Source organism: Streptomyces chengmaiensis (assembly GCF_029846775.1).
GTDB lineage: Bacteria > Actinomycetota > Actinomycetes > Streptomycetales > Streptomycetaceae > Streptomyces > Streptomyces chengmaiensis.
In genome coordinates this window covers 295,243-309,981 of sequence record NZ_JARWBG010000002.1, presented here as the reverse complement: position 1 = coordinate 309,981, position 14,739 = coordinate 295,243, and the positions used below count along the sequence as shown (strand labels likewise).

Here is a 14,739-nt window from a genome sequence, read left to right as displayed (position 1 = left end):
GTGCGGGGCGCTGAGGGGTGCGGAGCGGCCGCCCCGCACCCGGAAAGGGCGGGCGGGTGGGAAAGGATCGCGAACCCCGCGGGAGGCGTCCTGGTAGCGTCGCGGGATCGCAGGTGAAGTGTGGTTGTGCGTGGGAGGGTTGGAGATGCCGGACCCCGTCGCCCGGGATGCCGCGGAAGCCGAGTCGCTCTTCTCGCATCCGGCCGTCGAGCCGGACGCGTCCGTCGCGTACGGAGCGCACCCGGATCAGGTGGTCGATTTCTATGCGCCTCGGGGCGGCCGCGAGACCGCGCCGCTGGTCGTCGTGTTCCACGGCGGGGCCTGGCGGGCCCCGTACGACCGGCGTCATGTGTCCCCCTTCGCGGACTATCTGGCGCGCACGGGCCTGGCCGTGGCCAGCGTGGAGTACCGCCGCGGGCGGGACATCCCCCAGCAGGGGCAGCCGGAGGGCGGGGGCGGCGCGTCCGGCCCGGTCGCCGGCCGGTGGCCGGAGACCTTCGACGACGTCGCAGCCGTGCTCGACGCGCTGCCCGGCCTGGCCCGGGAAGCCCTGCCGCAGGCGGATGCGCGCCGCACGGTCCTCACCGGGCACTCGGCCGGAGGGCATCTCGCGCTGTGGGCGGCCGCCCGCCATGTGCTGCCCGCCGAGTCGCCCTGGCGGCTGGACGGGCCGCCCCCGCTCCGCGGCGTCGTGGCGCTCTCCCCGATCGCGGACTTCGAGCGCGCCGTCGAACTGGACGTCTGCTCCGGCGCGGCGGTGCAGCTGCTCGGCGGGGAGAGCGAGTTCAAGGAGCGGCGCGGTCACGTGGACCCCGCCGTGCTGCTGCCGACCGGCATCGCGACCGCCGTCGTGCACGGCCGTACGGACATCGTGGTGCCGCCCGCCGTCGTCGAGGCGTTCGTGGAGGCCGCGGCCCGGGCGGGGGAGACGGTGGGGCTGACGGTCCTGGAGGACGTCGGTCACTTCCCGCTGGTGGACCCCGCGGCCGACGCCTGCGCCGTCGTCGCTGAGGAGATCGCCCAACTCGCCTGGTGAACCGCGGGGCTTGCGGACCGGAACCGACCGCAGGCCTCCCTGGCGTGGCCGTCATGGACACCACACAGACCATCCTCGCCACCGGTGCAACCGGTGCAACCTGTGCCACCTGTGCCACCGGCGCCGTCGGCCGCCGCATCGTGGACGAGCTTGTGCAGCGCGGCCACCGGGCGGCCCGCCCGCACTTTCGCCGACTGGGCCCGGGAGCACGCGGCCGCGTTCCGCGGATGAGTGTGCGCGCCATGTAGTCCTCAAGGGGGACGCGGCAGGATCCGCATCACAGGTGACGCCCGCGTCTCCCCGCGCCCGTACCGTTCTTGGCGTGACCGAGAAGACCCGCGGCGCCCGCGGCGCCCGCAGCCCCGAGTACGACCTGGTCAAGGGTGCGCTCGCCGGGCTGCGCCACGACCTGTTCCACGATGCGTTCGCTTACCGCCCGCTGCCGCCCCTGCCGACGGACGGGCCCCTGATACGCCGGCTGCCCGAGCGGCTGCGGACGACGGCGCGCTGGATGCCGCACGCCGTCGTGGGGGGCCTCGCGGTGATCGTCCTGCTGATCGCCTTCGGCGAGAGCAGATACGGGAACCCCCTCGCCGTCGCCCTGACCGGGCTCATCCCCGCGGCCGCGGTCGTGATGACGCTGGTCAGGCCGGTGGGCGCCTGGTGGCTCTCGCTGGGCAGCGTGCCCGTCGTCGGCCTGCTCTCCGGCTACTGGGGGGACTGGCCGTGGACGCCCGCCTCACTGGCCGCACATCTGGTGGTGATGACGGTGGTGGCGGCCAGGACCCGGCCGCGCATCGCCGGCTGGATGTGGGCGCTGACCGCCGCTTACGGGCTGTTCGTGGAGGATTTCCTGGGCCGTGGCGCAGGCCGGGCCGCCACTGCCGAGGTGCTGTTCACCGCCGCGCTCGCGCTGCTCGTGGTCACCGTGTGGCATGTCCGCCGGGACGCGCGGCAGGAGGTCGCCGCCCAGCAGACCGTCACCGCCGTCGAGCGCGACCGGCGCACGCTGCTGGAGGAGCGCACCACGATCGCCCGGGAGCTGCACGATGTGGTCGCCCACCATATGTCGGTGGTGGCGATCCAGGCGGAGGCCGCCCCGTACCGGGTGGAGAACCCGCCGCCCGAGCTGGAGCAGGCCTTCGCCACGATCCGGGAGAACGCCGTGGCCGCCCTCACCGAGCTGCGGCGGGTCCTCGGCGTCGTACGGGCGGAGGACTACCAGGCCCCGGACGCGCCGCAGCCCGTGCTCGACGACGTCGACGGGCTGCTGTCGAACGTCCGGGACGCGGGCCTGGAGGTGGAGAAGACGGTCACGGGCGCGGTCCGCGAGCTGCCGCAGGGGGTGGAGCTGTCCGCTTACCGGATCATTCAGGAGGCGCTCAGCAACACGCTGCGCCACGCTCCGGGGGCGACGGCGAGGGTGGAGATCAGCTATGTCCTCGGAGGGCTCGGGCTGCGGATCGTGAACACCGCGCCGCAGGGGTTGGTCAAACCCTCGCCGGGCGCCGGGCACGGCATCACGGGCATGCGGGAGCGGGTGACCATGCTGAACGGCGAGATGACCGCGGAGCCGGCGCGGGGCGGCGGCTACGAGGTGACCGCCTTCATCCCTGTGGCGGAGTCGGCGGACGAGCGTGAGGGGCGGCAGCGGTCATGACGATCCGGGTGCTGGTCGTCGACGACCAGATGATGGTGCGCGAGGGCTTCTCGGTCCTGTTGAACGCGATGCCGGACATCGAGGTCGTCGGCGAGGCGGTGAACGGCCGTGAGGCGGTCGCCAGGGTCGCCGAGCTGACGCCCGACGTGGTGCTGATGGACATCCGCATGCCGGAGCTCAACGGCATCGAGGCGACGCGGGAGATCACGGCGCTGCACGCCGACTCCAAGGTGCTGGTGCTGACCACCTTCGACCTCGACGAGTACGTGTACCAGGCGCTGCGCGCCGGGGCGTCGGGCTTCCTGCTCAAGGACGCCTCCGCGCGCCAGCTCGCCGACGGGGTGCGTGTGGTGGCGGCGGGCGAGGCGCTGCTCGCCCCGACGGTCACCCGCCGTCTGATCACCGAGTTCTCCAAGCTGCCGCAGACGCCCAAGCCGCCTGCCATGGCGCAGATCGGCGATCTGACGGAGCGTGAGACGGAGGTGCTGGTGCTGATCGCCCAGGGGTTGTCCAACGCGGAGATCGCCGAGCTTCTGGTCGTCGCGGAGTCGACCATCAAGACCCATGTGAGCCGGGTCCTGGTGAAGCTCGGGCTGCGGGACCGCACCCAGGCGGCGGTGTTCGCATACGAGGCCCGGCTGGTCACACCGGGGTAGCGGTTCATGTCGGGGTGGCGGGCCGCGTCGGGTGGCGGGTCACGCCGGGGTGGCGGGCCGCGTCGGGTGGCGGTTCATGCCGGGATGGCGGGTCACGCCGGGTAGGGTCGGGTCGGGACGGCGGTCGCCCCGGGGGACGGCCGGTCGGACCGGGACAGCCGGTCGCACCCGGTCGGCGGGCACGTCCATGACCGCGGACTCCCGGACGCGCCCCGGCTCCGCTAGCGTCGGCCTATGGCAGACACGTTCGACCCGTGGTCACCGTCCTTCGTCGCCGACCCCTACCCCGCGTACGCCGCGCTGCGCGCCCGTGGCCGGGTCCATCGCTTCGAGCCCACCGGGCAGTGGCTCGTACCGCACCACGCCGAGGTCTCCGCGCTGCTGCGCGACAGGCGGCTCGGGCGGACGTACCGGCACCGGTTCACACACGAGGAGTTCGGGCGCACGCCGCCGCCCGCAGCGCACGAGCCGTTCCACACGCTCAACGACAACGGCCTGCTCGACCTCGAGGCGCCCGACCACACCCGTATCCGCCGCCTCGTCTCGAAGGCCTTCACGCCGAGGACCGTGGAGGCCCTCGCACCGACCGTGCACCGGCTGGCCGGTGAGCTGGTCGGCCGGCTCGTCGACGCGGGCGGCGGCGATCTGCTCGCCGAGGTCGCCGAGCCGCTGCCCGTCGCCGTGATCGCCGAGATGTTGGGCATACCGGAGGCGGACCGCGAGCTGCTGCGGCCCTGGTCGGCCGCCATCTGCGGGATGTACGAGCTGAATCCCGGCGAGGCGGCCGCGGCCCGCGCGGTCGCGGCGTCCGTGGAGTTCAGCGCGTATCTGCGGGAGCTGATCTCCGCGCGGCGCACCTCCCCCGGCGAGGACCTGATCTCGGCACTCATCGCCGCGCACGACGAGGGGGACCGGCTCTCCGAGCAGGAGATGATCTCCACCTGTGTGCTGCTGCTGAACGCGGGGCACGAGGCGACCGTCAACACCGCCGCCAACGGTTGGCAGACCCTCTTCCGCCACCCGGAACAGCTGGCCGCCCTGCGCGCCGCCGGCCCCGACGGCCCGCCGGACGCGCTGCTGTCCACAGCTGTGGAAGAGCTGATGCGCTACGACACCCCGCTCCAGCTCTTCGAACGCTGGGTGCTCGACGACATCGAGATCGACGGGACGACGATTCCGCGCGGCAGCGAACTCGCGCTGCTCTTCGGCTCCGCCAACCGCGACCCGGCCCGCTTCGAGCACCCGGACACCCTCGATCTGACCCGCGTGGACAACCCGCACATCAGCTTCGGCGCGGGCATCCACTACTGCCTCGGCGCGCCGCTCGCCCGCGTCGAACTCGCCGCGTCCTTCGGGGAACTGCTGCGCAGGGCACCGACGATGAAGCCAGCCGCCGAACCGGAGTGGCAGCCGGGCTTCGTCATCCGGGGGCTGCGCGAGCTGCTGGTCGAGCTGTAGAGCCGCTGCGCTGTTCTTCGCCGGTCCATGCGGTGATCCATGCGGTGATCCATGCGGTGATCCATGCGTCGATCCAGTTGATTCAGTCGATTCATCTGGTCCGTCTATTTCGTCTCCAGGTCCCGTCTGCGGAAGCCGGCCAGCCCCAGCCACACCAGCCCGGCCGCCAGCAGCGTCAGCAGCACCGGAGGCGTCCAGTCGAACTCCGCGGCCGGAAGCCGCGGGATGTGCCCGAAAGGCGAGAGGTTGTTCATCCAGTCCGGGAACTGGAGCAGCTGCCCCAGGTAGCCCACGACGAACGCGTACACGGGCACGATCCATGCCGCAGCGACCGCCCTCGGGAACCATCCGAAGAGCGCGAGCGTGAACCCGGACGTGACCCACAGCGCCGGGGCGTACGCCAGCGCCGCGACGGTCAGTTTGCCGAAGAGTGAGCCGTCGCCGGTCGAGGCGGCCCCCGACGCGCCGAAGCCGATCCCGGCCGCGAGCAGCAGCGCCGTGCCGCCGGCGGTCGCCACGGCGAGATGGCTGCCCGCCCAGCGCGCCCGGGACAGACCGGTGGCCAGCAGCGGCTCGGCGCGGCCCGCCGTCTCCTCGGAGCGCGGCCGCAGTGCTGCCATCACCGCGTAGACCGCCGCCACGACGGAGATCACGATCATCACGATCGAGGCGAAGGACTCAGCGACCGTGGCCCCGCCGATCTCCTCGATGGCTTCCTGGATCTGCTCGATGTTCTTGAGCATGTCCTCGGCGTCACCGAGGATCGAGCCGTACATCGCGCCCATCAGCAGCAGGCCCGCGCCGAAGCCGAGCAGCATCCCGCGGTGCAGCCGCAGTGCGAAGCCGAGCGGCCGGCTCAGTGCGCCGGAGGCTGCGGCGTTGCCCAGCCGGGCGGCGCGCAGGCCCGCGCCGACGTCCCGCCGGGTGCTCAGGGCGAAACCGGCGGCCGCCGTCAGCACGGCCAGGGCGAGGCAGAGCAGCAGCGGCCAGACGCGGTCGTCGACATAGGCGTACGTCCGCTGTGCCCAGCTGATCGGCGACAGCCAGGACAGCGCGTCGCCGCCGTCGCCGCCCGCGTCGCCCGCCGCGCGCAGCACATAGGCGGCCCCGATGACGGCGAGCGCCATGCCCGACGCGCCGCGCGCATGGGCGGTGATCTGTACGGTGACGGCGGCCGTGCCCGCGAAGACCAGGCCGACCGCGGCATGCGCGAACCCGTACAGCAGCGAGCCGCCCGTGTCGACGGACTCCACGCCCAGGCCGCTCAGCCCGAGGGCGAGCAGCAGCGCCAGCGCCAGATTGGCGAGCGCCGCGACGATCAGCGCGGCAGCCAGATGGGCGTGCCGTCCGACGGCGGTGGAACGCACCAGTTCGGCGCGGCCGGTCTCCTCCTCGGCGCGGGTGTGCCGGGTGACGGTCAGCACGCTCATCAGCCCGACGAGCACGGCGGTGAAGCCGAGCATCTGATGGCCCAGCATCGCGCCAAAGGTGTAGTCGTCGAGATAGTGGCGCGGGCCGGTCATGGCGAGCCCGGCGGGGCTGTTCATGGTGGTCGCGATGGAGGCGCGGTCCTCGGGGTCCGCGTACAGCGTCCGGTAGTTGCCGGCCGTGGCGAGGGTGCCGGCGAACAGCGCGAGAACCCACACCGGCAGCCGGACGCGGTCGCGGCGCAGACCGAAGCGGACGAGGGCGCCGACGCCGGCGAGCGGGCGGGTGCGGGTGGGAGTGCGGGTGGAGGAGGGGGAGCGGTGGGACGTGCCGGTGCCGGGCGCGGTGGTCATCGTGCCTCTCCCCGGCCTCCGCGGCTGCCGCGGCGGTCGCTGTTGGCGGCGTTGGCGGCGTTGGCGGCGTTGGCGGCGTTTGAGGCCAGCTCGTCTCCGTAGTGACGCAGCATCAGCTCCTCCAGCGTGGGCGGGTGGCTCACGAGGCTGCGGACGCCGAAGCCGGTGAGTGTGCGGACCGCGCCGTCGAGGTGCGCGCCGTCGACGGCGAACCGAACGCGTCCGCCCTCCTCGGTCCGCACGTCGTGTACGCCGGGCAGCGCGTCGAGCCCGGTCGCCGGGCGCTCGGTCTCCGCCTCGATCGTCGTACGGGTCAGATGGCGCATCTCGCTGAGCGTGCCGGACTGCACGGTCCGGCCCAGCCGGATGATGCTGACGCGGTCGCAGAGCTTCTCGACCTGGGCCAGGATGTGGCTGGAGAGCAGTACGGTCTTGCCGGCTGCCTTCGCTTCGAAGATGACGTCCTGGAAGACCACCTCCATGAGCGGGTCGAGTCCGGCCGTAGGCTCGTCGAGGAGCAGCAGCTCGGCGTCGGAGGCGAGAGCGGCGACGATGGCGACCTTCTGCCGGTTGCCCTTGGAGTAGGCGCGGCCCTTCTTGGTCGGGTCGAGGTCGAAGCGCTCGATCAGCTCGTCGCGGCGGCGCTTGTCGAGGGCTCGGCCGCCTCCGCGCAGCCGGGAGAGCAGATCGATGGCCTCGCCGCCGGTGAGGCCGGGCCACAGCTCGACGTCCCCCGGCACATAGGCGAGCCGGCGGTGCAGCTCGACCGCGTCATGCCAGGGGTCCTTGCCGAGCATCCGGGCGGCGCCTGAGTCGGCGCGCAGGAGACCGAGCAGCACCCGGATGGTCGTCGACTTGCCGGCGCCGTTGGGGCCCAGGAAGCCGTGCACTTCACCGGTCTCGACGCCGAGGTCGAGGCCGTCCAGGGCGCGTGTGCGCCCGAACGACTTGTGCAGACCGGCGATGCTGATTGCCTTCGTCATGCTTCAGAACGTACGCTATGTTCACAAACTTGTGAAGCTAAGGAACCATATAAACTCATGTGACGGCGAGCCGAAGGAGATGATGCGCAGGTGACGGACCAGACCGGACGGGACGAAGAGGCGGTGTCCGCCTTCGTCGAGCGCTTCGCGGGCCAACTCGTCGAAGCGGGGATGCCGCGCATGCCCTCCAGGATCTTCGCCGCCGTGCTCGCCTCCGAGACGGGCGCGCTGACCTCCGCCGAACTCAGCGAGGCGCTCACCATCAGTCCGGCCGCGGTCTCCGGAGGCATCCGCTACCTCTCCCAGGTCAACCTGATCTCCCGAGAACGGGAGCCGGGCTCGCGCCGCGACCGCTACCGGGTGCACAGCAACCAGTGGTACGAGGCGATGACCAACCGCGACCAGATCCTCAAGCGCTGGGAGGACACCATGCGCGAGGGCGTCACCACCCTCGGCCCCCGCACCTCCGCGGGCCGCCGGGTCGCCGAGACACTGGAGTTCCTCCAGTTCATGGAACGCGAGATGGCGGGTCTCCGCGACCGCTGGCGGGAACATCGCGCGCGCCTCTTCGAGCCCGAGTGACAACCGGCGGCTCGTCCCGGACACGCCGAGCCCGAGTGACAACCGGCTCGTCCCGGACACGGAGCGGAGGCCCCAGCGGGGACCGGAGCGAAGCCCCGGCTATGCCTCCGCCTGCGGCAGCACCAGCGACCACCCCTGCGGCCGAAGGGTCCAGGTTCGGCGGCGGACCGGACCGGTGACCTGGGTGTCGGCGCGGTAGCGGAAGGCCGTGCCCGAGACCGTCACCGCCCGTGCCTGCGCCAGCACCGGTTCTCCCTCCGCGCCACGGCACACGGTCACCTCGGCGTGCCCCGCGCCGGCCCGTACCCGTACGTCCTCCACCGGGTCGTGCAGATCGCTCAGCACCACCCCGTCCGCCTCCACCCGGAGCCGCTGCGCCCGCCTGCCGCCGTCGGCAGGGGCCGGGACCGCGGCCGGGCGGACCAGGGTGCGCACCAGTGAGCGGCAGGTGTCCCAGACCGAGGGCCCCCCTCCGGCGGCGGCCGCGGTCCTCGCCGAGGCCGGGGCGGCAGCCGCGCACGCGGGCGCCGCGGGAATGCTCAGATCGCCCAGGACCACTCCGTCGCTGTCGTCGACGAGCAGATCGAGCCGGTGTGCGACTCCGTCCAGCACGGCGCGCGCGGCCGCCACCGCGCCCGTCGGCACCCCGAGCGACCGCGCGAGCTCCAACGAGGCCCCGGGCGCGCCGACGGGCACCACGGCGAGCGTCTGGTCGGCCAGCTCACGCCCCTGGTGCAGCAGCGACACCGTGCGCTGCAGCGCCCGGTCGTCGCCCACCACCACTGGCCTGCGCGAACCTTTCCGCGCCAGGGCCCGGGAAAACTCCTCGGGCCCCTCCGGCAGGCAGATCTTCGCCGCCGCGCCGGCGCACAGGACATCTTTCGCGATCCGTACGGACTCGCCGTCGATGCGGCGGGCGACCGGGTCGATGACCACCAGGAGCTGGTCGTGAGCCGACACCTCGGTCCTTCCTCGGGTAGCATCTTTGTGCAAGAGCCCCTTGCGCTATTGCGCCAGGGGCTTCGTCTATTCCGGGGCACACCGGGTCGCGGCTCTGGCCCCCTGACCTTGGTCTTGCCCCGCCCGGAAGGGGTGTACGCCTGTGCCCGCACTTGTGCTGCTCGGTGCTCAGTGGGGTGACGAGGGCAAGGGAAAGGCCACCGACCTCCTCGGTGGGTCCGTCGATTACGTGGTGCGTTACCAGGGTGGCAACAACGCCGGCCACACGGTCGTCGTCGGCGACCAGAAGTATGCGCTGCATCTCCTCCCCTCCGGAATCCTCTCGCCGGGATGTACCCCGGTCATCGGCAACGGCGTCGTCGTCGACCCAGCCGTCCTGCTCTCCGAGCTGAGCGGGCTGAACGACCGCGGCGTCGACACCTCCAAGCTGCTGATCAGCGGTAACGCGCATCTGATCACCCCGTACAACGTCACCCTCGACAAGGTGACGGAACGGTTCCTCGGCAAGCGCAAGATCGGCACCACCGGCCGCGGCATCGGCCCCACCTACGCCGACAAGATCAACCGCGTGGGCATCCGCGTCCAGGACCTCTACGACGAGTCGATCCTGACCCAGAAGGTCGAGGCCGCACTGGAGCAGAAGAACCAGCTCCTCGCCAAGGTCTTCAACCGCCGTGCGATCGAGGCCGACAAGATCGTCGAGGAGATGCTCGGCTACGCCGACCAGATCAAGCCGTACGTCGCCGACACCACCCTGATCCTGAACGACGCCATCGACGAGGGCAAGGTCGTCCTCTTCGAAGGCGGTCAGGGCACCCTCCTGGACGTCGACCACGGCACGTACCCCTTCGTCACCTCCTCCAACCCGACCTCCGGCGGCGCCTGCACCGGCGCCGGCGTGGGCCCGACGAAGATCAGCCGGGTCATCGGCATCCTCAAGGCCTACACCACCCGCGTCGGCGCGGGCCCGTTCCCCACGGAGCTCTTCGACAAGGACGGCGAGGCGCTGCGCACCATCGGCGGCGAGCGTGGTGTGACCACGGGCCGCGACCGCCGCTGCGGCTGGTTCGACGCGGTCATCGCCCGCTACGCGACCCGCGTCAACGGCCTGACCGACTTCTTCCTCACCAAGCTCGACGTGCTGACCGGCTGGGAGCAGATCCCGGTCTGCGTCGCGTACGAGATCGACGGCAAGCGCGTCGAGGAGCTGCCGTACTCCCAGACCGACTTCCACCATGCGAAGCCGGTGTACGAGTACCTCCCCGGCTGGTCCGAGGACATCACCAAGGCCAAGACCTTCTCCGACCTGCCGAAGAACGCTCAGGCCTACGTCAAGGCCCTGGAGGAGATGTCGGGCGCCCCGATCTCCGCGATCGGCGTGGGCCCGGGCCGCACCGAGACGATCGAGATCAACTCGTTCCTGTGACACCCCCCGCCGTGTGGTGCGCGGCGCGCCAGCACCGCACACCACACGGCGAACGGCCCTGGATCTGGCCAGAGGCTTGTCAGACGGTGCACTCCAATTTCTTCTTCACGCCGAGGACGTACTCCTTGGTGAAGGTCTGGAGGATCTTGGCACCCTTCTCGGAAGCCTCGACGGTGTCGCCGAACTCCCAGATGTCGAAGGTCAGATATGGGGACCGGCCCTGGCACTGAGCGCTGACAAGGGCTCGATGGCTTCCGACGACTGCCCTGGCACCGGAGATGCCCAGGTCTGCTTCTGCAGAGTGAGGATAGCTCGCGACTGCGGTCGTCCAGTCCTCCGGAGCCAGAGTTCTATCAGATGTTCGGACGTCGATGCTGACGACCTCTGACCGATCGACGATCAGCGAGCAGTAGTGATGGGTGGTGCCAAAGCCTGAGCTCTCTCTCTCGCTCTCCTTCAGCTTCTCTCCGGGCGGCAGGAGTGGTGCCAGGGCCGATTCCTCGACGGCCGCGCCGCAGACCTTTTCGGGGACTGCGTAGTCACGCTCCGCCTGACCACAGGAGGTCAGTGCCATGGAGACACCCACAACAGCTAGTACGGTCCGCGACCGGTTGCCGGTTTTCATCACCGTTCCTGAGCCCCCGCTACTCCGTCATTCTTGTCGTTTCCATCGTTTGCGGCTGCCCGAATCCTGTTGTAGATGCCTTCTTCCTTTGAATACCCTGGCTCGTTCTCCGCCCATTCGGAGTTCTCGGCGTGCCAGGCGTGTGCGAGAGCGTTCAGCTGGTCTTGACGGGTTTGATATGTCGTTTTGCTGTCCTTGACGAGGCCGTCCTCGTAGCGTTGCATTTCGCCTTCGATCCATTTGGTAGTCACCATGTCGGCCCCGCGCTGGGCGATGTCGCCGACACCGGGAATGAAGTTCAGCGCCGCGCCAGTCAGGTGGTAACTCCAGGCCTTGTCCCATGTCATGTCCGGCAGGTCGCCCTGAAGCGCGTTGTACCGGGCCTCCTCCATGAAGCCGACTGCGTAACCAGCGGCGTTCAATGTGTCCTCCGGAGCGCGCGTCTTGTCGTCAAAGGCGTCCACGATGGCGTAGTTCATGCCCTCGGTGAGGATGACGTAGGAGTCTCTGTTTCTGGAGATCTGCTTGGTGATCTCCTGGACCTGTTCCTGGTCCAGAGGGGTGCGTGTTCCGCTCTGATCGCTCATCGCCGTGTAGACCTCGTCGCCGTGATTGATCATGATCTTGGCCAGGTCGTCGCGCAGCGCCGGTGCAAGGTCGTCACCCTGCTTGGACAGGTACTCAAGAGAGTGCTTGAAGACGCGGTCGTTGACCTCGGAGTGGCCCACAGCCTGGGCGTTCGGGTCGGTCGGGTCCATGCCCGTCGCCGCGGCTGTCAGCGCCAGGCCCAGGCCATGGCGGCTGTCCGCGTCTTCGACGTCCCGGCCGTAGGTCTCGCTCTTGCGGTATTCGACCGTGTCGACGACGTCCCAGTCGCGGCCGTCCTTGCCCAGCAGGTACTCGTAGTGTTCCTTCCCGGACTCCGTGCCCGGGTCGAGGTAGCCGGCCGCCGTCTCCGGGTCGCGGGCCATGACGCCGAGCGTGGCGTCGACGGGGTCATTGGCGAACCAGCCGTCCTTGCCCTCGAACGTGCCCCGGAGGTCCCAGATGTCGGGGTCCTTCGTCTCGGCCGCGATCATGTCGTCGGTGATGTCCGACAGGAACTGCCCGGAGTACCCGTCGCCGTGCTGGAGGAGCGTGGCCAGCGTCTGGTAGCCCTGCACCTTCTGGTCGTGGCCGATGCCCACCGCGTGCCTTTCGCCCGCGATTCTGAGGTCGTACTCGTCGTCTCCGTGCTTCTGAAGCCCTGTGCGCCACTCGTTGTAGAACGTCGCCTCCGGCGTCTTCTTCCACTGTTCAAATGCTTCCGTGTACGCCGTGGTCCCGAAGCGCAGTGGCTTGCCGTCGGCGTTCTTGAACTGCGGCACCCGGGTTGCCGAGGCCAATGAGTCGGCGATGCCGCCGTTGATGTTCAGATAGGCCTGCTTGGACTTGGTGTCGTCGAAGTAGGCGAGGTCGTGAAGCTTGTTGGAGAGCTTCAGCGTCGCATCAGGGCCCAGCGAGTTGAGGAAGGTCCGGCTGAAGTCCCTGTCGTCGGAGTTGTCGCGCATCAGGCGCTGCCACTCGGCCAAGTCCGAGGGCCGCTTGCCCGCCAGGATCTCGTCCGCGTACTCCCGGGCCAGCCTGGCCTCGACGACCTCGATGTCACCGACCGCGTCCGCGTTGAACTCATGGGCGCGCCCCGTGGCTGCGTCGAATGCCTCCTGGAAGAGGCTCTTGATACCGGCCGCGTCATGCAGGGCCAGCTTCACACCTTGGTCGGCGTCGTCGACGGCCTGCACCGCCTGCTTGAGAGTGCGTTCCCATATCTCCGACTTGTCGGGGGCTCGGACATACCGGTGGTCTTCGGGCACGTGCACCAGCTGTGCGTCGATACGGGACGCGCGGCCTTCGGAGTCGATGGCCACACCGCCTTTCCGCGCGTCCTCCACCACGTCCTTCACCCTGCCGATCAGCCTGACGAACTGGCCGTGGGCATCCCGCAGGATCGATGCGATCGCGCGGGCCTCGACCTGGGCGGCTGCGAACTGCTTTCGTGTGCCCGTAAAGGCCGTCGAGGCCGCGGACGCGCTGACGCCGACCCATTCCCCTTCATTCGCGGAGCTCTCGACCGCCGATTTGTAGACCCGCTCCAGTTCCTTGAAGGCGTCAGCCATACGGTCCCAGTCCACGGCGGCCGTGGTGAGCCGTGAGAGATCGACTGTGACAACGTCCTGATAAGTGAGCATGCGCTCGCAGCTTCCCGTTGCTTGGTGTGTCCGTTATGCCTGCTGTGAGTCGGGGCGGTCCGCGCCCAGTTGGGCGAGCCTGCTTCTCACCTCGTGGTTGATCTGGCGGAAATCGCCCTTTGCGGCGCGCAGCCCGTGCTCCTCCCATGCGAGGCGGGAGCGGAGGTTCTTCACCTGCCGCCCCCACTCCTCGTGAGCATTCTCAAGCCCGACGCCGGTCTGCCACCCTTTGAACGCCCGTGCCGCTGACTCCGACGATTCATCGGCCGCACAGCCCGCCTTCTGGGTGCCCGGGCCGATGTGTTCAATGAGGGCCTTGGCCGCGCCGCCCTTGACTGCGTCGCTGGTCTTGAGGTTGGCGCCACCATCGGCACCGGATGCCGTGTTCGCGGCCTCCGTCTTGTGGGCGGCCCACTCCTGCTCGAATGTCACGGTTCCCCCTCGCTACGGTATATAGCCGTCACCCTATTGCGGAGGCGTCACCCGGCTGCAGTCATGCTCAGCCCGACGGGTCGTCTTTCTTCCACGGCCTGACCCCGAGCTTCCCCGTGGTGCCGAGGTCAAGTTCCGGCGTCAGCATCACGGGCCGGGAGCCGGGCTCGGTCCGCACTCTGACGTAGGGGGCGTTCACGGGGGTGCCCGCCTCCGTGGTGTTGCGCCACATCAGGGCGGTGGATGCGGTCTCGCCCGGCTTCAGGGTCATCGGCTGCGGCGGGTCGTCGAAGCCGGTCACGGTGGCGATGCCGCCGCTGCCCCGCACGACTGTGACGCCGGAGACCGGAGTGCGATCCTCGTCCAGGACCTCGAGGAGCGGGTAGCCGTCGAGCCGGAAGCCGCCGGTTCCGCAGTTCTCCAGACGCAGCCCGACGACGCGGAGCCCCATCGCCGCGTCCCCGTCGTCCGCGGTGATCCGCATTCCGGAGGAGGGGCAGGCACCCGTCTCGGCCGGAGCCTCCTCCGTGGGGACACGTCTGACCTTCGCGATCCGCACATGCGCGCTGTCGAGCCCGTCCGGACGCATGGCGTCCAGTGAGACGGTCCCCGCCACGGTGCGGCCTGCCCCCACGGAGGGCACCGTGTGGTCGGTGTTGCTCAGCACCGCGCCGGACTGCGAGACGAGCGAGAAGGTCACGGTGTACGTGAACGACTCCCCTTGGCCGTTGGAGACCTCGAACCCGACGGTCGCCGGGGCCGGGTCGCCGGACCGGGGCGCTTCGCTCATGCCGGTGATCCGCACACCGTCCTTCTCCAGGCCCTCCGGGTCGCCGGGGAGCTCCTGGGGAGGGGGCATACGGGGCCGCCCCGCGTCATCACCCGGCGCACTGCCTCCGGGTGCACCGGCTC

13 protein-coding genes are annotated in these 14,739 nt (G+C 70.2%); 6 read left to right on the top strand and 7 right to left on the bottom strand.

The genetic code is table 11. The features are described from left to right. The first annotated feature begins 145 nt into the window (after nucleotides 1–145). The 4 genes from QCN29_RS03255 (at nucleotide 146) to QCN29_RS03240 (ending at nucleotide 4,810) form a co-directional block, all read left to right on the top strand. Nucleotides 146–1,036 (top strand): alpha/beta hydrolase, encoded by an 891-nt coding sequence (locus QCN29_RS03255; RefSeq protein WP_279926106.1) that lies wholly within the window; start codon nucleotides 146–148, stop codon nucleotides 1,034–1,036. A gap of 322 nt (nucleotides 1,037–1,358) precedes the next feature. Further along, nucleotides 1,359–2,696, top strand: coding sequence for a sensor histidine kinase (locus QCN29_RS03250; RefSeq protein WP_279926105.1), 1,338 nt, complete (start codon nucleotides 1,359–1,361; stop codon nucleotides 2,694–2,696). After that, a complete protein-coding gene (locus QCN29_RS03245) occupies nucleotides 2,693–3,352 on the top strand; it encodes a response regulator (protein ID WP_240134418.1) in 660 nt (219 codons plus the stop codon). The genes QCN29_RS03250 and QCN29_RS03245 overlap by 4 nt, the downstream gene beginning before the upstream one ends. Before the next feature lie 234 nt (nucleotides 3,353–3,586). After that, nucleotides 3,587–4,810, top strand: coding sequence for a cytochrome P450 (locus tag QCN29_RS03240; protein WP_279926103.1), 1,224 nt, complete (start codon nucleotides 3,587–3,589; stop codon nucleotides 4,808–4,810). A gap of 104 nt (nucleotides 4,811–4,914) precedes the next feature. Here the strand turns inward: QCN29_RS03240 and QCN29_RS03235 are convergent, their stop codons facing one another. Together QCN29_RS03235 and QCN29_RS03230 are read right to left on the bottom strand one after the other, a co-directional pair. Then, nucleotides 4,915–6,591 carry an ABC transporter permease gene (locus QCN29_RS03235; protein ID WP_279926101.1) on the bottom strand — a complete coding sequence of 559 codons (1,677 nt, stop codon included), beginning with the start codon at nucleotides 6,589–6,591 and terminating at the stop codon, nucleotides 4,915–4,917. Beyond that, complete coding sequence (locus QCN29_RS03230; protein ID WP_279926099.1) at nucleotides 6,588–7,574, bottom strand: ABC transporter ATP-binding protein; 987 nt, start codon at nucleotides 7,572–7,574, stop codon at nucleotides 6,588–6,590. Before QCN29_RS03230 ends, QCN29_RS03235 begins: the two co-directional genes overlap by 4 nt. Before the next feature lie 90 nt (nucleotides 7,575–7,664). Here QCN29_RS03230 and QCN29_RS03225 point away from each other — a divergent pair, with 90 nt between their 5' ends. After that, nucleotides 7,665–8,156, top strand: a complete 492-nt coding sequence (locus QCN29_RS03225; protein ID WP_240134413.1) for a GbsR/MarR family transcriptional regulator — start codon at nucleotides 7,665–7,667, stop codon at nucleotides 8,154–8,156. Between the two features lie 99 nt (nucleotides 8,157–8,255). Here the strand turns inward: QCN29_RS03225 and QCN29_RS03220 are convergent, their stop codons facing one another. After that, on the bottom strand, nucleotides 8,256–9,116 hold the full coding sequence (locus QCN29_RS03220) for a diacylglycerol kinase family protein (protein WP_279926096.1): 861 nt from the start codon (nucleotides 9,114–9,116) through the stop codon (nucleotides 8,256–8,258). Between the two features lie 142 nt (nucleotides 9,117–9,258). On the opposite strand from QCN29_RS03220, the gene QCN29_RS03215 reads away from it, so the two are divergent. Beyond that, entirely contained in the window at nucleotides 9,259–10,542 is a 1,284-nt protein-coding gene (locus QCN29_RS03215) for an adenylosuccinate synthase (protein ID WP_240134411.1), read from the top strand. 79 nt (nucleotides 10,543–10,621) lie between these two features. Here the strand turns inward: QCN29_RS03215 and QCN29_RS03210 are convergent, their stop codons facing one another. The 4 genes from QCN29_RS03210 to QCN29_RS03195 form a co-directional block, all read right to left on the bottom strand. Beyond that, complete coding sequence (locus tag QCN29_RS03210; RefSeq protein WP_279926095.1) at nucleotides 10,622–11,167, bottom strand: hypothetical protein; 546 nt, start codon at nucleotides 11,165–11,167, stop codon at nucleotides 10,622–10,624. Then, nucleotides 11,167–13,395 carry a hypothetical protein gene (locus tag QCN29_RS03205; protein WP_279926094.1) on the bottom strand — a complete coding sequence of 743 codons (2,229 nt, stop codon included), beginning with the start codon at nucleotides 13,393–13,395 and terminating at the stop codon, nucleotides 11,167–11,169. The genes QCN29_RS03210 and QCN29_RS03205 overlap by 1 nt, the downstream gene beginning before the upstream one ends. A gap of 33 nt (nucleotides 13,396–13,428) precedes the next feature. Next, a complete protein-coding gene (locus QCN29_RS03200) occupies nucleotides 13,429–13,827 on the bottom strand; it encodes a hypothetical protein (RefSeq protein ID WP_279926093.1) in 399 nt (132 codons plus the stop codon). Nucleotides 13,828–13,894: 67 nt separating this feature from the next. Next, on the bottom strand, nucleotides 13,895–14,686 hold the full coding sequence (locus tag QCN29_RS03195) for a DUF4232 domain-containing protein (RefSeq protein ID WP_318036685.1): 792 nt from the start codon (nucleotides 14,684–14,686) through the stop codon (nucleotides 13,895–13,897). Between the last annotated feature and the right edge of the window lie 53 nt (nucleotides 14,687–14,739).